At 64.9% G+C, this 16,774-nt stretch carries 20 protein-coding genes; 9 read left to right on the top strand and 11 right to left on the bottom strand.

Annotation, left to right across the window (positions count from 1 at the left end; all coding sequences use genetic code 11):
* Positions 1–70 precede the first annotated feature (70 nt).
* The gene (locus ABIC51_RS00750; RefSeq protein ID WP_138143405.1) at positions 71–583 is read left to right on the top strand and encodes a hypothetical protein; all 513 of its coding nucleotides are present in this window, start codon (positions 71–73) and stop codon (positions 581–583) included.
* A 202-nt stretch (positions 584–785) separates the two neighbouring features.
* Here ABIC51_RS00750 and ABIC51_RS00755 read toward each other — a convergent pair whose 3' ends face one another.
* Positions 786–1,694 (bottom strand): AraC family transcriptional regulator, encoded by a 909-nt coding sequence (locus ABIC51_RS00755; RefSeq protein WP_354006302.1) that lies wholly within the window; start codon positions 1,692–1,694, stop codon positions 786–788.
* Positions 1,695–1,888: 194 nt separating this feature from the next.
* On the opposite strand from ABIC51_RS00755, the gene ABIC51_RS00760 reads away from it, so the two are divergent.
* On the top strand, positions 1,889–2,089 hold the full coding sequence (locus ABIC51_RS00760) for a hypothetical protein (protein WP_226181484.1): 201 nt from the start codon (positions 1,889–1,891) through the stop codon (positions 2,087–2,089).
* 26 nt (positions 2,090–2,115) lie between these two features.
* Here the strand turns inward: ABIC51_RS00760 and ABIC51_RS00765 are convergent, their stop codons facing one another.
* Positions 2,116–3,069: a LysR family transcriptional regulator gene (locus ABIC51_RS00765; protein ID WP_021158002.1), complete on the bottom strand. Its 954-nt coding sequence runs from the start codon at positions 3,067–3,069 to the stop codon at positions 2,116–2,118.
* A gap of 100 nt (positions 3,070–3,169) precedes the next feature.
* Here ABIC51_RS00765 and ABIC51_RS00770 point away from each other — a divergent pair, with 100 nt between their 5' ends.
* The 3 genes from ABIC51_RS00770 (at position 3,170) to ABIC51_RS00780 (ending at position 7,087) form a co-directional block, all read left to right on the top strand.
* Positions 3,170–4,528, top strand: a complete 1,359-nt coding sequence (locus ABIC51_RS00770; RefSeq protein ID WP_354006303.1) for an NAD(P)/FAD-dependent oxidoreductase — start codon at positions 3,170–3,172, stop codon at positions 4,526–4,528.
* 325 nt (positions 4,529–4,853) lie between these two features.
* The gene (locus ABIC51_RS00775) at positions 4,854–5,288 is read left to right on the top strand and encodes an HAD family hydrolase (protein WP_021158004.1); all 435 of its coding nucleotides are present in this window, start codon (positions 4,854–4,856) and stop codon (positions 5,286–5,288) included.
* Between the two features lie 179 nt (positions 5,289–5,467).
* Positions 5,468–7,087, top strand: a complete 1,620-nt coding sequence (locus ABIC51_RS00780) for a histidine-type phosphatase (protein ID WP_354006304.1) — start codon at positions 5,468–5,470, stop codon at positions 7,085–7,087.
* Between the two features lie 17 nt (positions 7,088–7,104).
* On the opposite strand, the gene ABIC51_RS00785 is transcribed toward ABIC51_RS00780, so the two are convergent.
* The 3 genes from ABIC51_RS00785 to ABIC51_RS00795 all read right to left on the bottom strand — a co-directional run bounded on the left by ABIC51_RS00785 (position 7,105) and on the right by ABIC51_RS00795 (position 8,912).
* The gene (locus ABIC51_RS00785) at positions 7,105–7,347 is read right to left on the bottom strand and encodes an energy transducer TonB family protein (RefSeq protein ID WP_059695169.1); all 243 of its coding nucleotides are present in this window, start codon (positions 7,345–7,347) and stop codon (positions 7,105–7,107) included.
* A gap of 79 nt (positions 7,348–7,426) precedes the next feature.
* Positions 7,427–7,723 (bottom strand): transcriptional regulator, encoded by a 297-nt coding sequence (locus ABIC51_RS00790; protein WP_226128255.1) that lies wholly within the window; start codon positions 7,721–7,723, stop codon positions 7,427–7,429.
* Positions 7,724–7,973: 250 nt separating this feature from the next.
* Complete coding sequence (locus ABIC51_RS00795; RefSeq protein WP_354006305.1) at positions 7,974–8,912, bottom strand: sterol desaturase family protein; 939 nt, start codon at positions 8,910–8,912, stop codon at positions 7,974–7,976.
* 94 nt (positions 8,913–9,006) lie between these two features.
* Here ABIC51_RS00795 and ABIC51_RS00800 point away from each other — a divergent pair, with 94 nt between their 5' ends.
* Positions 9,007–10,053, top strand: coding sequence for an AraC family transcriptional regulator (locus tag ABIC51_RS00800; protein ID WP_354006306.1), 1,047 nt, complete (start codon positions 9,007–9,009; stop codon positions 10,051–10,053).
* A 74-nt stretch (positions 10,054–10,127) separates the two neighbouring features.
* Positions 10,128–10,433 (top strand): hypothetical protein, encoded by a 306-nt coding sequence (locus tag ABIC51_RS00805; RefSeq protein WP_146254199.1) that lies wholly within the window; start codon positions 10,128–10,130, stop codon positions 10,431–10,433.
* A gap of 34 nt (positions 10,434–10,467) precedes the next feature.
* Here the strand turns inward: ABIC51_RS00805 and ABIC51_RS00810 are convergent, their stop codons facing one another.
* Positions 10,468–10,926: a hypothetical protein gene (locus ABIC51_RS00810; RefSeq protein WP_226254199.1), complete on the bottom strand. Its 459-nt coding sequence runs from the start codon at positions 10,924–10,926 to the stop codon at positions 10,468–10,470.
* 126 nt (positions 10,927–11,052) lie between these two features.
* Complete coding sequence (locus tag ABIC51_RS00815) at positions 11,053–11,328, bottom strand: hypothetical protein (protein WP_162269108.1); 276 nt, start codon at positions 11,326–11,328, stop codon at positions 11,053–11,055.
* Here ABIC51_RS00815 and ABIC51_RS00820 point away from each other — a divergent pair.
* Positions 11,231–12,799: an EAL domain-containing protein gene (locus ABIC51_RS00820; protein ID WP_060349475.1), complete on the top strand. Its 1,569-nt coding sequence runs from the start codon at positions 11,231–11,233 to the stop codon at positions 12,797–12,799. The genes ABIC51_RS00815 and ABIC51_RS00820 overlap by 98 nt on opposite strands.
* A 91-nt stretch (positions 12,800–12,890) precedes the next feature.
* Here ABIC51_RS00820 and ABIC51_RS00825 read toward each other — a convergent pair whose 3' ends face one another.
* The 4 genes from ABIC51_RS00825 to ABIC51_RS00840 all read right to left on the bottom strand — a co-directional run bounded on the left by ABIC51_RS00825 (position 12,891) and on the right by ABIC51_RS00840 (position 15,630).
* On the bottom strand, positions 12,891–13,811 hold the full coding sequence (locus ABIC51_RS00825; protein ID WP_027790036.1) for a hypothetical protein: 921 nt from the start codon (positions 13,809–13,811) through the stop codon (positions 12,891–12,893).
* Positions 13,808–14,182: a hypothetical protein gene (locus ABIC51_RS00830; protein WP_175852075.1), complete on the bottom strand. Its 375-nt coding sequence runs from the start codon at positions 14,180–14,182 to the stop codon at positions 13,808–13,810. Before ABIC51_RS00830 ends, ABIC51_RS00825 begins: the two co-directional genes overlap by 4 nt.
* 317 nt (positions 14,183–14,499) lie before the next feature.
* Positions 14,500–14,997 carry a hypothetical protein gene (locus ABIC51_RS00835; protein ID WP_146254201.1) on the bottom strand — a complete coding sequence of 166 codons (498 nt, stop codon included), beginning with the start codon at positions 14,995–14,997 and terminating at the stop codon, positions 14,500–14,502.
* Between the two features lie 258 nt (positions 14,998–15,255).
* Entirely contained in the window at positions 15,256–15,630 is a 375-nt protein-coding gene (locus ABIC51_RS00840; RefSeq protein ID WP_027790038.1) for a nuclear transport factor 2 family protein, read from the bottom strand.
* Positions 15,631–15,733: 103 nt separating this feature from the next.
* Between ABIC51_RS00840 and ABIC51_RS00845 the strand changes: the two genes are divergently transcribed.
* Positions 15,734–16,714 carry a LysR family transcriptional regulator gene (locus ABIC51_RS00845; protein ID WP_124546431.1) on the top strand — a complete coding sequence of 327 codons (981 nt, stop codon included), beginning with the start codon at positions 15,734–15,736 and terminating at the stop codon, positions 16,712–16,714.
* Positions 16,715–16,774 lie beyond the last annotated feature (60 nt).

Genomic DNA, 16,774 nt, shown 5'->3' on the forward strand with positions numbered 1-16,774 from the left:
GATCATCGGGTTCTCCGATTGGTCATTCGCATCACCTGATTTGAACAGCAGCCCCGCAACCGAGTGGACCATGTTCAGAAGAACAGTCGAAGGATATCGAGAAAATATAAACAAAAATGAGAGCATTAAAAATGCAAGGGAAGCCGAAGAGAGAGGTCGAGAGGCATTCATAAATGGAGATCTTCAAAAGGCTTACCTCCACGGCTACGGTGACGCAATAGCATGGCTCCCGAGGCCCGAGTATTTTTTTATAGTCGGAGATATCAATCTTCGCCACAAATTATCACTTCACAGCGACTCCCCTTACGCAACATCAGAATACAAGAAATGTTGGGATAAATATCTATTCGCCATCGATGTACAGAGAACTATTAATTACGATTTTCAAAGAGGATTTGGGCTGACTGAGGAATTGAATTTATCGACCACCAAGAACTCAAAAATCTACAAGCAAGCCATCGCCAACGCATCCTGCTTCGCACGATTGACAAGTAAATATTCTGAAGGAGTAGGTCCACAGTGCGTGCCAGTCAATGAAGTAAAAGCATGCCTTGGGAATCCACTCTTGTTTCTATATCACTAGGCCATAAAACCGCCATCACCGCTGTTTAGGTTAGGGGTGGCATCCACTCGCGCTACCTTTCACCAACCCCATTACTGCCCCAGACACACCGCCGCATCTGTGTACATTCATGCCCGGATTCCCAACCGATTGCCTGCAATCACAGTGGTCGTGTCGAAACAGCTACCGAAACCGACACAGTCACCGGACTTGTAGCTATGCGTCAGCCCTTCCCCTCGCCCTCATACGCCAGCCTCAACCCACCCCGCTCCCCCGATCGCGCAATCTCCGTCGGCGTCGCACCCACCACGCGATTCATCCAGTTCGCCATGTGGCTCTGGTGCGCAAACCCGGCTTCGAGCGCGATCTGGCTGATACTCAGCCGGCCTTCGAGCAGCAACGTCTTCGCCCGCTCGACCCGGCGCCGCACGACGTACTGATGCACGGGCATCCCGAGCGTTTCGCGGAACAGCACCTTGAAATGCGGGACGCTGATCGACACGAGCGCCGCGAGTTCGGCAAGCGTCATGCGCCGCTCGAGATTCGCTTCGACATAGTCGATCACGCGCGCGGCCGCCTTCGGCGCGAGCGTGCGGCGGCGCTCGCGAAGCGCCGGCTGGCCGTCGACCAGCCGCGCGACGAGCGCCGTGCACAGGCTTTCCGCATAGAGCGGATCCGACGCGTCCTCCGCTTCGAGTTCGGCCGCCATCGCCCACGCGATGTGCTGAAGGCGCGGGTCGCGCACCTGCAGCCGGCGGCGGATCTGCCCCTGCGACGGCTTCAGTTCGAGCTGCTCGACGGTGCGCCGCACGAACGTGTCGCTGAGCATGATGTGCAGGATCCGGCAGTCGGCGCTGTCGGTCCACTGGCCGGGCAAGCCCGCCGGAATCACGTCGACGTCGCCATGCGCCTGAATGCGCGATACGCGTTCGCCGTCGCACACGCAATCCGCGCGAACGGGCCCGCCTATATGCACGCCGATCCGGTGATGCTCGGCCGCCGGAATCCGGTAGGTGCCCGCGCGGATTTCCAGCAGCGACGCGCCAAAGCCCTGCCAGCCGAGCCCGCGGCTGGAGCGCAGGCTGACCGGGACGCCGTTGTCCGTCGGCGCCGCGAGAATCGCATCGCTCATGGCCTTCCTCCGGTTGATGGGGATGTCGAACGCGCATTGTGACGCGTTTTCGGCCCGCCTGCCGGGCCTGTCGGCGGCTCACCCCGGCTGAGCAGAAAAAGATCATCCGTTTCTGCTCGTGGCCATCCTTGCGTGTGCGCCGGCGGCCGCCGTGCCGCTTACGATGGCCCCATCCGACACCTACGGAGACCGTCATGCCTCACTGCCTTGCGCAACGCGCCGCGCTCACCGCGCCGTCGCCCGCCGCCACCCGTCCCTCGTCCGGCCCCCGCTCCCGCTCCCGCAACGACCGCACCACGATAGCCGCCCGGTGCCTGCGCATCGTGGGCTGGTACCGGCTCGAACGGCTGCTCGCGTCGATCCCCGACAGCAACGACGACTTCGGGCTCGTCTGACCGGCCGCACGGCCGGCATCGTCCACCTACTTGCGCCGCCGCTCGTGCGGTGCCACCGTCGCGCCGTCGATCACCGGCGCGCCCTGCTTGATCAGGAAATCGCGGAACAGCCCCGTGACCTGCGAAATGCGCCGGTCGGCGAGCGTGACCACATACCATTCGCGTTCGATCGGGTTGCCAGGGAACGGCAGTTGCCCGAGCAGCCCGGTGCGCAATTCGAGTGCACACGCGTGCAACGACAGGAACGCGACACCGAGCCCGGCTTCGGCCATCTGCTTGATCGCCTCGTTGCTCGACAGTTCGGAGCCCACATGGAAGCGGTGGCCGGCCGTCTTGAAGAGGTTCTCGACGGTCGAGCGCGTGCCCGCGCCGCGTTCGCGCACGAGCAGGTGCGCGGATTCGAGATCCTTCAGCGAGATGCGCTTGCGCTGCATCAGCGGATGGCCAGGCGCCGCGACGAACACCATCGGATGCTTCGCGAACTCCACCGCATGCGTACGCAATTCCTTCGGCGCGCTGCCCATCACCGCGAGATCGATTTCATGCGTGGCGAGCATGCGGATGATGTCGTCGCGATTTCCAACCTTGAAATAAGTCTTCACATGCGGACGCGTCGCGGTGAATTTCACGAGCAGCGGCGGAATCAGGTACTCGGCCGTCGTGATCGCACCGATCCGCAGCGTGCCGCCGAGATCGCCGGTCAGCGCGGCCACTTCGTCGCCGGCCTCGCTCCACAGATGCAGGATCTCGCGCGCATAGCGCGACACGATCTCGCCGGCCGCGGTCAGCTGTACCCCGCGCCCCACCCGCTGCAGCAAGGCGGCGCCCACCGCCTCCTCGAGCAGGCGAACCTGCAGCGACACGGCCGGCTGCGTCAGGTTCAGCTCCTCGGCCGCCCGCGACACGCTGCCGAGCCGCGCAATCATGTCCAGCGCCTTCAGCTGCCGGAACGTCGCGGTCTTTCCTATAAGTGAATACATATGAGTCGCTTATAAACATTAAATTGTTCGAGTGGGTTCGAAACTATATCGTCGGTTCTTGAGCAATGTCATCCGAATCGTCATTCAGCGGGAGCCCCACATGGACAACACCACGCCCAACCTTGCAACGGACCGCGCACCGCGCCTGCCGCGCATCGTGATCGTCGGCGGCGGCGCCGGCGGCCTGCACCTCGCCACGCGTCTCGGCGATACGGTCGGACGCCGCGGCCAAGCCGAAGTCGTGCTCGTCGACCGCTACCCGACGCACTTCTGGAAGCCGCTGCTGCACGAAGCCGCTTCGGGCCATCGCGACCCGGCATCGCACACGATCGAGTACGCGGCGCAAGCAAAGCGCCACGGTTTCCGTTTCGTGCAGGGCGCGCTGCAGCGGGTCGACCGCGCGGCACGCACCGCAACGATCGCGGCCGTACAGGACGCGGACGGCACGGAAATCCTGCCGCAGCGCGAGCTCGACTATGACGACCTCGTGCTCGCCGTCGGCAGCGTGACGAACTTCTTCAACGTGCCGGGTGCCGCGCGCCATGCGTTGCCGCTCGAAAACCTCGACCAGGCCGAGGATTTCCGCCGGAAGTTCCTCGCGGCCTGCACGAAGGCGAATCACCTGGCCGAGCAGCAACCCGCGCGGCGGGCGGCGCCGATCTGCATCAACGTGATCGGCGCGGGTGCGACGGGCGTCGAGCTGGCCGCGGCATTGCGGCATGCGATCCAGCAGCTGACGACGTACCGCTTCAAGGCGCTGGTATCCGCACGCGACGTGCACATCCGGTTGATCGAAGGCGGCCCGCGCATCCTGCCGGCACTCGACGCGCGGCTGTCCGGCAAGATGCATGCGCAGCTTCGCGCGCTGAACGTGGACGTGCTGACCGATACCCGCGTGGCGGAAGTCGGCGCGGATGCCGTGACGACCGCGACGGGCGAACGGCTCGCGAGCGACATCACGATCTGGGCGGCCGGCGTGGCGGGCCCCGTGATGCTGCGCGAAATCGGCGACATCGCGCTCAATCGTGCGAACCAGGTGATCGTGACCGATACGCTGCAGACGCCCGACGATCCGCACGTGTATGCGTTCGGCGACTGCGCCGCGTGCCCGACGGCCGGTGCGAGCGGCTTCCTGCCGCCGCGCGCGCAGGTTGCGTACCAGCAGGCCGTGTATCTGGTCAACGCGTTCGCGCGCCGCGTCGCCGGCAAGCCGGTGGCCGGCTTCACGTTCCGTGATGCAGGCACCGTCGTGTCGCTCGGGCATGCGGGCGCCGTGTACCAGGCCGACCTCGGCGTGCGTTCGCGCTCGCTGATCGTCGACGGGCTCGCCGCGATCGGCCTGTACAAGTTCCTGTATCGCAAGCACCTGTTCAGCGTGGTCGGCGTGAAGCGTGCGCTGTTCCAGTCGCTGAGCCACTGGCTGCAAAGCCGCAACCAGCCGTCGATCAAGCTGCACTGATCGACGACTCGCACGCGAGCATCGCACAACGGCATATCGGGCGGCCATCGCTCGATATGCCGTTTTTCTATATGCATATAACGGTTGCATCCACAACGTGCGCGACTTTGGTGCATCACATCGAAAACCGTCGATGCGAGGCATGTCGCTCGAAAAATGTCGCGCGACACGCATCCCGCGCCGGTTCTGGCTCACACCCCGATTCATTAGTCGAATCGTATAGGTTGGATAAAAATATTAATTGGTCGCGTTTTCAGGATGGACGCTAAGGTGTGTGGCATTCCCGTCGGCGAACGGATCATCACGTTTCTGAAGAGGAATCACCGTGGTTATCGAAGCCATCGTCACCCGTCTCGACGCTGCATTCGCGCAAATCGAAGCAACACCGGATTCGCATGAATCGCGCCATCAACGCGACGCGATCATCCAGTGGCTCGACCGGGCATCGGAAGAAGGATATCGACTCGGTCTCGTCACGACGCTGCCGGCCGCACGGCTCAGCGACATGTTCGAAGGCCAGTTCGGCCGCGCGAACCTCGACCGCTTCTCGGTCGTCGTCACGGATGCCAATCAGCAGGACTCCGGATCAAACCAGCATCCTTTCGACGTCGCACTGCAGGCACTCGGCGTACCGCCCGAACGCGCGGTGGGGATCGCGAGCAGCGAACCGGAGCGCCGGGAAGCCGAGCATTTCGGCCTGTCGCGCTGCGTGAACATCACCGACACCGTACGCTCGATCGCATCGGCCGGCCTGCACTGACCGCCCGCACACCGGCTGGCGACGGCCGGCCACCCTCGATTCGGCGGCCATCCGACGATTGCCCGACCGAATCCTGACATTCTGCTGTCAAAGTCGCTTGCAACACTTCCGGGCTTGACCCATCCCTCCCGGAAACGGGACGACGCGAAACCGCATCGTCCCGCCCGTTGCACACCACGATGACACGCCCGACCCGCACCGCCGCCGCCCTCGCCCTTACCTGCCTGCTGCTCGCCGCTTGCGGCGGGGACGATTCGACGCCGCCCGCGGCCTCGGCCGACAACAGCGGCTCGACGCCCGCACCGCAACCGCAACCCCAGCCCACGCCGGCACCCGCGACCTATTACCAGACGAAGACGCCATACCGTCCGCAGCAGGACGCCGCGACGTACGAAGCACCGCCCGCCGGCTACGCGCCCGTCTACACTGAACTCGTCGCGCGCCACGGCTCGCGCGGGCTGTCGGGTTTCAAGTACGACGGCGCGATCTACGCGATGCTGGTCAAAGCCGAAGCCGACGGCGCCCTGACCGCGCTCGGCGCACAGCTCAAGGCCGATACGTACGCGATGATGAAAGCCAATGCGCTGCTCGGCTATGGCGTGGCGGGCATCTCCACGCCCGGGTACGGCAACCTCACGCAAACCGGCATCCGTGAACACCAGCAACTCGCCGCGCGCCTCGCGCAGCGGCTGCCCACGCTGTTCGCGGCCGGGAACCGGCAGATCGTCGTCGTCAACTCGGGCCAGGATCGCGCGGTCGACAGTTCGACCTTTTTCTCCTCGTCGCTCGTGGCCGCGCAACCGGCACTGGCCCCGGCGATCACGCTGCCGGCCGCGCCGTCCGGTTATCCCGCGAGCGCGCCGGTCGTGCAGCCGGCCGGCACCAACCGTTTCCTGCTGTACTTCCACTCGCTGAAGCCGGCCACCGACCTCGTGACCGATACGGGCAATCCGTACTACGCGACCTACCAGGCGAGCCAGGCCTACCAGGCTTATGCGAACGATGCGACGGTGGCCGCGAAGCTCAACGCGATCAAGGCCGCGCCGCAGGCGGCCGAGGTCGCGCAAACGGTGCTGTCCGCGCTCGTGTCGCAGGCATTCATCGCGAAGCTCGGCACCAGCGGCTACACGTTCGCGAACACGGGCACCTATGCGTTCACGTCGGCGGACGGCAAGTTCACCAACACGCTGAAGGGCGACGGCAAGACGAAGATCGCGACGGCTGTCGATGCGGTGAACGTGCTGTACAACCTGTTGCAGGTCGCGCCCGCGATGGCGGCAGAAACGGGCGGCGTCACGATGGAAAAGTACATCGGCGCGGAGCAGGCGCAGTATCTCGCGTATCTGCAGGATGCCGAGGACTACTACCAGAAGGGGCCCGGCATCCAGGAAGCGAACCCCGTCACGTACCGGATGGCGAAGGTGCTGCAGGACGATTTCTTCGATGAAGTCGATGCGATCGCGCGCGGCGACCTGACCCGCGCCGCGAAGCTGCGCTTCACGCATGCGGAGATCATGATTCCGTTCGCGTCGATCATGCACCTGAAGAACGTATTCGTGCCGACGCCGCAAGCGCAGACGTACACGTACGCGAACAACCCGTGGCGCGGCGATCAGGTGTCGCCGATGGCCGCGAACATGCAGTGGGATGTCTATCGCAACGGATCGCGGCTCATCGTGAAGATGCTGTACAACGAGCGTGAAACGGATTTCCAGGCTGCGTGCGATGGCGCGAAGCTCGCGCCGGGCAGTCACTTCTATGACTACGCGGGGTTGAAGCGGTGTTACGGGTATCCGTGACGGACAGCGGCGCGCCGTCAGTCCACCGGATAGTTGAGATCGTGCCAGCGCTTGGCGGATTTCCCGCCGGAGCCGAGGTGACCGGCGGGGAAGCGCATCACGGCAATCGCGTGGAGCGCTTTCTCGTCGAGCGCGGAATCGCCGCAGCTGCGCCGGACCTTCAGATCGCGCACGCGTCCCTGTTCGTCGAGCCACACGCGCACGGTCACCTGCCTTCGCGACGAGGTGTTCGGCACGCCACGTGACAACAAGCGATCCATGAGCGACACGATGTTCTCCGTAACCGTCGAATGCTGCGATTATCACCGAGCGCGCGGCAGTGCGGCGCGCGGCGCAGCGTCAATGCTTCGACACTTCAGGCCGCACGACCGTACCCGTGCGTACCGCCCGTACGCGCTGCGGATTCGCGGCGGTTTTCCGTTTCGGGTCGGTACGCCCCGCCTCCTGAGGCCTCCGCACCTTGGCCGCAGCCGGCTGCGACTTGGCGGCAGGCTTCGCGTCGGCATGCGCGGCGACCGGGCCGGTCGCGCGCGAGCGAACGGGCTGCCGAACCGGCTTTGCGGCTGTCGCACTGCTCGCCGCCACGGCCGGATGCTTGACCTGCCGCGCGTATTCCTTCACGTCGCCGTCGCTCATCCACGCCTCCGTGTAGACCGCTGACGCAGGATGTGCAAGATTGAGATAGGCGAACGAGGCCACGAGAAATGCACGCACGTGTGTGCGACGAGTCGATGCGGTAATGACGAATGCTCCTTGCGATCTGGCTCGACGCCCCTGTGTCGGGGCCGTCGTGGCGGCACAATAAAGGAGGGCCATGCACATCGCAAGCATCCAACCGGCGATCCAAACTATTCTTAACGTTTGGATCGCCCCGCCAGCCCGAATCTCATTCCCGTCCGTCGTCACCCTTGCGCTCGACGCTCCACGTATGGATCGGCCGATGCCCCGGCCGCTCCCATTCGGGCGGCATCCACAGATGCTTCAGCCGCTGCAGGATCGGCCCCGGCGCGAATACGTCACGCCACATGTCGACGAATTCGTGCAGGTTCAGCACCATGAAGTTGTACGAACGAATCTGCTGCGTGATCCCGTAGTCGACCGGCTCCGTTTCCTCGACATAGGTGCCGAACAGGCGATCGAAGACGATCAGCACGCCGCCGTAGTTCCTGTCGATAAAGCGCGGATTGCGGCCGTGATGCGCGCGATGGTTCGACGGCGTGTCGAACACGTACTCGAACCAGCGCGGCAGCCGCCCGATCGCTTCGGTATGCACGAAGTACTGGTACACGAGATCGACCGCGAGCAGGAACAGCACGACCGCGGGCGGGATGCCGAGCCAGACTGGCGGCAGGTAGAACAGGAACACGCCGACGAACGCGTTCAGCAACGACTGCCGCATCGCCGTCGTGAAGTTCATCACTTCACCGCTGTGATGCGGCACATGCGCGGCCCAGAACCAGCGCACGCGGTGCGACGTGCGATGAAACCAGTAGTAGCAGCATTCCACGACGACGAAGATCGGCACGATCGTGAGGACGTTCACCGGCACGTCGAACAGCCGGTGCCGGTAGACCCACGCGAAGATCGCACCGGTGAACAGGAGCCCCATCACGGTCTCGGCCACCTGATAGCCGGCGCCGAGCGACAGGTTCGCGACGATCTCCTTCCAGCGAAACGGTTCACGGCGCCCGCGCCCGGTCATCACCGCGTATTCGATCGCGAACGCGATCAGGAAGACCGGCGTCATGCCGATCAGCAACACCTGCTTCCAGTCCACGTCGTTACCCAGGAACGCATGGAGCCACGTCATCAACTCGGTCGGCATGTTCGCAGCCTCGGTCAGGAACTGGCCGGCAGTATGGTCGCGCGCGGGTCGCTGCGCGTTGACACTTGCCGACGATTACTTGACACTTTCCGCCATGCCCGCCGCCTCCCCGCTTTCGACGCAGCGCGTCTACTACTCGAGCACCTACGTGCGGCTGCTGTTCGACTATCTGTCCGAGCAGGGCAAGGATGCCGCGCGCGTGCTGGGCGAGGTGCGGCCGCCCGAGGACGACCGCGGGCTCACGCTGTACGCGAGCGCGCACTGGCGGCGCCTGCTCGAATGCGCGGTGCACGTGCTCGACGATCCGCTGCTCGGCCTGCACGTCGGCCAGCGGATCACGCCGGCCCATCTCGGCGCGCTCGGCTACGCGCTGCATGCGTGCCGCGACGCCGGCGCCGCACTCGCGCGCTGGCAGCAATACGAGCACCTGATCGCGAACGTCGCGCGCATGGAAGTGCGCGTCGAGGCGGCGTCGGTCGCGATCGAATGGCACGATGCGCCCGAGCCGCTCGGCCCGCTCGTCGACGAAGTCGCGCTCACGGCCATCGTCCAGTTCGCACGCAACATCACCGGCACGCGTGACGGGCCCGACGAAGTCTGCTTCGTGCACCCGTCGCCCGGCGACGATCGGCCCTACGTCGATTATTTCGGCTGCCCGGTGCGGTTCGGCCAGCCGGTGAACCGCCTCGCGTTCCCGCTGCACCTGCTCACACAGCCGCTGCGCCAACCGGACGACGCACTGCTGCGGATGATGGAACGCCAGGCAAGCGCGCTACTGGCCGAGCTGCGACAGACGGACGATCTCGAACAGTCGGTGCGCGAAGCCGTCGCGCGCCTGCTGACGCAAGGCGAAGCGAGCATCGAACAGATCGCGTCGGACCTGCATGTGTCGTCGCGCACGCTGCATCGGCGGCTTGCCGAACTCGGGCTCAACTTCCGGACACTGCGCGAGGACACGCGGCGGCGGCTCGCGATCGACCACCTGAACGATCCACGGCTGACCCTCGCGGAAGTCGCGTGGCTGCTCGGGTATTCGGAACACAGCGCATTTACGCGCGCCTTTCGGCGCTGGACCGGCGAATCGCCGCAGCAGTGGCGCAGCCGGCAACCTGCGCGGGCGGCGAGCGTCGCGCGCGGCTGAGCGCGGTGCGCAACCGTGCCGCCGACGAACTCGCGTCCGCCCGCGCGGTCGAACGAGCATCGCCGGAGAATCCCATGAAACGCGTTGCCGCTGTCGCTGTCCTGACCCTGCTTGCCGCCGTCAGCTTGCCGGCAGCCGCCGGTGCAACATCCGGCAGCGCCGGCCCGGTTCCCGTTCAAGCGCACGCGAACAACTGCGTGCCGTCCCGCAGCGCCACGCCCGACGCGCACTCACCGTCGAAGGCGCCGCCGATCCGCGTGTGCGTCGGCGATTCCAATACGCAACTGAACCTGCCGTGGTTCCTGACCGACGTCCTCACCGCCGTGGACACGCATCAGTCGGGCGGTGACCTGCTACGCAAGATGCGCGACGATTTCTGAACGCGGCCCGCGCGACGCGCGGGCACCGCATCGTTCACTCATCTTCGGACGCCTGCAGCACCTGCGTGAACGTACCGACCATGCCGGCCCACATCGCGGGGTCGGCAATGCTGCGCAGCAGCGCAAGCGCTTCCTTTCGTTCGCCTTTCGAAAGCGGACCCTGTGCGCCGCTGATGGTGTTGTAGCGCGGCGTGCCGCGCGAAGCGAGCGCGCGATCGAGCACGTAATTGCGGGCCTGCCCGTTTACGTCGATCCGGATCCACAGCGAACCGCCGTCGGCTGCGGCTGCACCATCGATCACGATGACCGTGGGCACGGTATTTTCTTCCATCCCGAAGCTCCGGCGAGACGTGCGACCGTATCGCGCGGCGACCGAACGTGGGGCCGCGGGCAGGTCGGCAAAGACAGCATCCCGAAAGAATGTTTCCTGTCGAGACACAATGACAAAATTACACCAATTGTTGAATAACAATATTTCGTAATCTCTCGTCACATCTTATACTTGCCGCGCACCATCCTCGTGCCAAGAGACGGTGTTTTTTCGTCCCGGCCGCAAGACCATGCGGCCGGGGATTTTTTCGGTGCGTTCCACCAATTCATATGCGCCGGATGCGCATGTTCATGGAGGCAAGCCTCGGAATGAACGGCCAATTGCGACGAGGCTGTCACGGATGTCCGTCGCGACCGTAGAATCGATCGCATCGAGATGGCGGCGCGCATGACGCAGGCGTGCCGTCGATGTATCGACCGGTTCGACTTGCCTCTCCCAACACACAACACCAAAGGCGACCGCGGGAATGTCGGCGTTCACGCCAGGCTCGAAACCAGTTTTCCAGCGCAGCGGCGCCTGGCCGCGGGTCGTCTTGTTCGTCGCCGTTATCGTTTGCGTACTCATGCCGGCATTCGCGATCGCGCTTGCCGACCGCTATGCGCGCGATACCGTCATCGAACATGAACGCGTCGTGGCGAACGACATCGTGGCATCGGTCGACCGCATTCTGGACGGCGCGCGCCTGCGGCATGTGGATGAACTCACCGCACTCGTCGGGCGGCCATGCGCGACGGTATTCCGGACGCTCGCCGAGATAGGCACGCGCCTGCGCTACCTGCGCGCCGTCGCGCTGGTGTACGACGGCCGTGTCATGTGCTCGTCGGCGCTGGGAGCAATCGACTTGCCGCTGGGCGCGTACACGCACGAGCCGGAACCGGGTTCGACGCTCGTCACGCTGCTGCGCCAGACGCCGTTCCAGCAGGGCATCCCGGTGCTGCCCGTGTTTTACGCCACCGCGCCCGGCGCGGGCGTGCTCTACCTGGTCGAAGGCGACTACGTGGCCGACGCACTCGCGCACGGTGCCCGCTACGGGACGGAAACCGCGACGCTGTCGATCGCGGGTTCGGGCCATCTCGATCAGCACGGAAAGTTTGCGCCGGAATCGGCCGCGGAACCCGCAGGCGGCAGCACGATCGTGTCGCCCCGCTGGCCGTTCACGGTGTCGGTTGCGGCATCCCCTCACTACGCGTCGCAGGTTCGGCACCACTATCGGCTGATCGGCATCACGATCGTGCTGCTGGCGGATGGCCTCGTGATGGCGGCCTACCTGCTGGCGATGGCGCCGCGCCGGCTGCTGCTGAAGGCCGTGCGCAACGCGCTCAGGCGCGACGAACTCCATGTCGTGTACCAGCCGATCGTCGAGGTCGGGACGCGCAGGACCGTCGGCGTCGAGGCGCTGCTGCGCTGGCAGCATCCGAAGTGGGGGGCCATCAGCCCGGCGGTGTTCATCCCGCAGGTCGAATCGAGCGCGGTGCTGCCGAAAGTGACCGAATTCGTGCTGCGGACCGCCGTGTCGGAACTCTCCGCGCTGACGCCGTCAATGCCGCTGCGCATCGCCGTCAACATCGCGCCGAAGGATCTCGAGCGCACGCGGTTCGTGTCCATCGTCGAGAATGCGATTCGCGCACTGCCGCCCGGCTTTACGCTGGTGCTCGAAGTCACCGAGCGCATCCTGCTCGAGAAGAACGCGCGGACCACCGCGATCTTCCATGCGCTGAGAGCGAAAGGCGCGAAATTCGCGATCGACGATTTCGGCACGCATCACAGCAATCTCGACATGCTGTCGCGTTTTCCGTTCGACTACGTGAAGATCGATCGCCAGTTCGTCTCGCAACTGAACGGCGGCAGCGCGGGATTGATCGAGGGAATCGCGTCCGTCGCGCATCACTACGACCTGAAGATCATCGCGGAGGGCGTGGAAACGGAAGCGCAGCATCGCGCGCTGCAGACGGTCGGGATTCAGTATGCGCAGGGGTATCTGTATCAGCGGCCGCAACGGGCAGAGCACTTGAAGCAGGATGTCGCGTGGGTGTAGGGCGCCGGTGCGTGCGCCGATGCGCACGCTGCCGAATCGCCGCGGGTCGTCTCGTCGTGCACGCGGATCACGCCATATCCGCTTGCGGGTTTCACGCCGACGGCATGCCTTGCGACGGTCCAGCGGTCTCGCGACGCGCAGCGGCATAGAACACGCGGAACCACACCCAGTAGGCCGCGCCGGTTGCGGCGAGAACGACGACCGGCATGATGCCGGACATCAGGCTGGCTATTCCGAGCACGTCGCCCACGAGGCGCAGCACCGCATAAGCCAGCAGCAGGACCGATGCCATCGACGCAAGCGACGCCCCCAGCAGACGCCGGACGTGCAGTCGACCGAGATCGCGAGGCAGGCCGAGCATCGCGCCTGCGAAGACGATCGCGGCGGGAACGACGATCCCCCCGACGTAGTTCAGCATCACTAGCTTGAGATCGTCGTCGAAATAGTCGAGCAGGATCATCACGGCCTGCGTCATGAAGAGCAGCAATACGCTGGCAAACAACCAGGCCGCGAGACCCGCAATGCGCCGCCGCGCATTGCCGCGCGGCGCCCCGGGCAACGCGTCGTTGCGAAACAGGTGGGTGACGAACCACCACGCAAGCCAGGCGACGAGCGCATAGAGGACGGCGTTCACCGGCGCGATGAGCGTCACGATGTGCGTCAGGCTGAGGGAACCGCCGCGCAACATGCCCACGAGCGCCTGGAATACCAGTACCTGCGCGGCCTGCCAGACCAGCAGGCACAACGCAAAGGCCGTCAGCGGCAACGCGGGGCGACGGAATGCAAGCTGGTCCCGATACTCTCCGTGCCAGCGGACGATCAGGAACACCAGGCCGCTTCGAAACACCAGGCTCCCGATGAAAGTGGACAGTTGCACGGCCAGCATATTCACGGACGGCGAAGACTTCGTCGACCACACGTAGAGGCCGATCAGAAATTGCGCCGTGGTAATGACCGCCGCGATGAGCGCGGCGATACCGGGTAAAGAAATTTGCCGGGAGGAGGCGTTCATAGGGAGTCCGGGGTAAATGGGTTCATCGGCAATGCGTGCGGCGCCGCACTTCCAGGCAAACAGAACAGCCGCGCCATCCCCGCAGCAACAGGACGGCCGGGCATCCGCCGGGAGAATGCGCGTATGCGTTTCGTGCGGTGCTTCCGGGCAACGACCCACGGCACCAATCGGGGCGACACACCGGTTGCGACCGTTTCCGCCGAACCGGCTGTCCGGTCAAGACCCTCGAGCGTGTCGCGCAGAAGGGCCCGCCCCGGCAGCCCGAGGACGAGCGACAGCGAGTCGAATGCAAGCGGGATCAGTGGATGCGTGCGGTTCTGCGGTCGATTGCCTTCGCTCAGGTCGAGCGACAGGCCGGTCGACTGCGGCATGGAGGCTTTCACCAGCGGCGACTGGAAACGAGGCAGGCGAAGTCAGGTCGGCATGCGTCATGCGCTCCCACGCAGCTTGCGCGATGTGTCGGCACGTCATCGCGACCGATGCAGGGCTGCCCGGCCCTGCGGTGGGGAATCGGAGCACGATTGCCAAGCCGGGAATGGAACGCGACAAGCAATGCTTGCCGAGCCGGCCGTTCCGCAATTGCTTCCATCATGCGGTGCGCATTCATGGCGCCTCTCTCAGAATGATGTTGTTCTTGACCGGCGATTCTACGAATGATGATTCCGTGACGTCAATCGGGCCGGATTCGTCAGCATGCCGGCGGATGATCGGGATCGGACAGGCATGTGTCCCGATAGGCGTCGTCGACGGCGCGCAGAAACGCCTTCCGTCCGTTCTCCAATGCCGTGGCCGTGTGCGCGTCCGGCGAGACAGGCATCACGCGGCCATCAGGCGACATCGAATATCCGAGATCGACGAACGCATCGTCCGGCGCGCGCTTCGTTCCGATCCAGTAGCCGATCGAAACCGAGCTGGCAACGCCGGTCGCGCCGTTGTAACCCACTTCGAATCGTCCGGCCTTGAAGATGCGCGGCCGCATTTTTTCCGCATAGGCCAGCACTTCGGCAACCGTTGCGCCATCTTTTGTCCGATGCTGCCTGACCGCCTGTATCCAGTTGGCTTCCGTGGTCGCCGGCAATGCCTTCACTTGCGGGGAAGCGCCTATCGCACGCCCGCTTCCACACAGGCAGGCCGCAACGACGACGCAGCCGGCAACACGTGCGACGCGATCAATCGCGAGTTTCATTCAATGATCCTTGACGGGTTCAATCGAGCCCGAATCTTACGATCATCGGCCCGGATGCCGGAACGGTATCGCGCACCCCGTCCCGGCACAGCCCCGCCCAAGCGCTGAAATCGGCCGCCCGGGCATCCACGACGAGCGGGCGTCTCGACAGCGTTCGAGCAGGTTCCCATTACGGATTCCCCCCGTCGATCCCGCGACACCGCATTTCGTCGGCGCAAAAAACCCCGGGAACCCGACGCGCATCTGCCGCGCGGCGCTTCAGTCGAACGTACGCACCACGGCGGACGCCTTGGTTGCGATCAACCAGCTGCCATCCACCTTGTGCATGACGAAGTGATCGTTGAACAACCGGTTGCCGATCCGCACCCGCACCGTCGCCGTTGAAAGGCCGTCCGACACATGCGCCATCGAGAGGATCGCCTCGTCCCTGGGCGCGCCGGTCGATCGCGGACTCGGCCTCCCGTTGATGAGCGCCGCATACTCGTGCGACGCCAGCGTGCGAAACCGGCCTTCGTCGAGCCACTGAATCATGCAGCTCGGGTGAAAAACCTTGTCGAAGTCGCGGCTCTTCGGCTCATAAGCCAAATTGAAGTAGTCGTCGATCAACGCGACTACGGCCTGGGTCTGGGTCATGGCTGGCTTTCCTCGATAGTGAACCGCTCGTATAGTGAGCGATCGCCCCCGCCCTCGGCTACGGCGACCCGGTTATCGCTGCCATTACAGGAACACATGGATCATGGAAGACCTCGACGGAGGACTGGTAAGCGGCTTGCTTGTCCTTGCGGCCCTGGCCGAATCCGGGAGCTTCGGTCGAGCGGCCTCCCGCCTCGGCAAGACTCAGCCCGCGGTCAGTCGCGCGATCCAGCGGCTGGAGGATCGCCTGCGCGCGAAGCTCGTGCATCGCACCAGCCGGCACGTCGAAGTGACGGACGCGGGCCACGAACTGTTGTCGAAGGTGCTGCCATTACTGCAGGGGATCGAGGAGGCGACCGCCGGCACTTCCGGCCAGGCCTCGGTCGCCAGCGGCACGCTCCGTGTGGCGTGCGATGCCGCGTTCGCCCGCCTTGTGCTCGCGCCGGAGCTGGCCCGGTTCATGAAGGAACACCCCGCTCTGCACCTGAAGCTGGAGACCCGGAACGACCTCTCGGACCTCGTCAGCGACGGCTTCGATCTCGCCATCCGCTTCGGCCCCCCATCCGTTTCCACCTTGGTCTGTCGAAGGCTGTACAGCCCGCGGGTGCTGACGGTGGCCGCGCCGTCCTACCTGGAGCGGCGCGGCCGGCCGAGGTCGCCGCAGGATCTGGTCGACGACGGCCACGAATGCATCCTGGCCATCGACCCGGCTACCGGCCGCCCCTTCGACTGGGAGTTCTGGCGTGACGGCGAAAAAGTGAAAGTGGCCGTAACCGGCAGCCTGACCGTCACGGATGCGGGCACCAAGATCGGCGCCTGCGTTGCAGGCTTCGGGATCGCCCAGGTGATCGACCTCGGAATCGACACGCACCTGCGTGCCGGCACACTGGAGCCGGTGCTGACCGACTGGTGCGACGAGACGTTCCCGCTGTATGTCTACTACCCCAGCCGGAACCACGTTCCGGCCAAGGTGAGAACGTTCATCGACTTCGTCGTCGGCATGATGCCCAGGCTGCAGTCCAATGGCTACGGCGCGTGCCGGCGACCGCCATCCGCCGTGCTCGAAACGCTGCGGCGCGAGTAGTCGCCTTCTTTCCGTCGCGCGCCGGACGCCAATCGCCTCGAAAAACCGAACGCCAGCCGG

The sequence above is a fragment of the Burkholderia sp. 572 genome (assembly GCF_040545135.1).
Classification (GTDB): Bacteria; Pseudomonadota; Gammaproteobacteria; order Burkholderiales; family Burkholderiaceae; genus Burkholderia; species Burkholderia cepacia.

What these genes read in the sequence shown, in the direction of transcription:
- ABIC51_RS00785 (WP_059695169.1), bottom strand. Translation starts at nt 7,347, where the DNA reads ATGGATCGCTTGTTGTCACGTGGCGTGCCGAACACCTCGTCGCGAAGG.
- ABIC51_RS00805 (WP_146254199.1), top strand. Translation starts at nt 10,128, where the DNA reads ATGAAACGCGTTGCCGCTGTCGCTGTCCTGACCCTGCTTGCCGCCGTC.
- ABIC51_RS00795 (WP_354006305.1), bottom strand. Translation starts at nt 8,912, where the DNA reads ATGCCGACCGAGTTGATGACGTGGCTCCATGCGTTCCTGGGTAACGAC.
- ABIC51_RS00760 (WP_226181484.1), top strand. Translation starts at nt 1,889, where the DNA reads ATGCCTCACTGCCTTGCGCAACGCGCCGCGCTCACCGCGCCGTCGCCC.
- ABIC51_RS00840 (WP_027790038.1), bottom strand. Translation starts at nt 15,630, where the DNA reads ATGACCCAGACCCAGGCCGTAGTCGCGTTGATCGACGACTACTTCAAT.
- ABIC51_RS00830 (WP_175852075.1), bottom strand. Translation starts at nt 14,182, where the DNA reads ATGCCGCAGTCGACCGGCCTGTCGCTCGACCTGAGCGAAGGCAATCGA.
- ABIC51_RS00770 (WP_354006303.1), top strand. Translation starts at nt 3,170, where the DNA reads ATGGACAACACCACGCCCAACCTTGCAACGGACCGCGCACCGCGCCTG.
- ABIC51_RS00780 (WP_354006304.1), top strand. Translation starts at nt 5,468, where the DNA reads ATGACACGCCCGACCCGCACCGCCGCCGCCCTCGCCCTTACCTGCCTG.
- ABIC51_RS00790 (WP_226128255.1), bottom strand. Translation starts at nt 7,723, where the DNA reads ATGAGCGACGGCGACGTGAAGGAATACGCGCGGCAGGTCAAGCATCCG.
- ABIC51_RS00820 (WP_060349475.1), top strand. Translation starts at nt 11,231, where the DNA reads ATGTCGGCGTTCACGCCAGGCTCGAAACCAGTTTTCCAGCGCAGCGGC.
- ABIC51_RS00845 (WP_124546431.1), top strand. Translation starts at nt 15,734, where the DNA reads ATGGAAGACCTCGACGGAGGACTGGTAAGCGGCTTGCTTGTCCTTGCG.
- ABIC51_RS00755 (WP_354006302.1), bottom strand. Translation starts at nt 1,694, where the DNA reads ATGAGCGATGCGATTCTCGCGGCGCCGACGGACAACGGCGTCCCGGTC.
- ABIC51_RS00835 (WP_146254201.1), bottom strand. Translation starts at nt 14,997, where the DNA reads ATGAAACTCGCGATTGATCGCGTCGCACGTGTTGCCGGCTGCGTCGTC.
- ABIC51_RS00800 (WP_354006306.1), top strand. Translation starts at nt 9,007, where the DNA reads ATGCCCGCCGCCTCCCCGCTTTCGACGCAGCGCGTCTACTACTCGAGC.
- ABIC51_RS00750 (WP_138143405.1), top strand. Translation starts at nt 71, where the DNA reads ATGTTCAGAAGAACAGTCGAAGGATATCGAGAAAATATAAACAAAAAT.
- ABIC51_RS00825 (WP_027790036.1), bottom strand. Translation starts at nt 13,811, where the DNA reads ATGAACGCCTCCTCCCGGCAAATTTCTTTACCCGGTATCGCCGCGCTC.
- ABIC51_RS00765 (WP_021158002.1), bottom strand. Translation starts at nt 3,069, where the DNA reads ATGTATTCACTTATAGGAAAGACCGCGACGTTCCGGCAGCTGAAGGCG.
- ABIC51_RS00815 (WP_162269108.1), bottom strand. Translation starts at nt 11,328, where the DNA reads ATGAGTACGCAAACGATAACGGCGACGAACAAGACGACCCGCGGCCAG.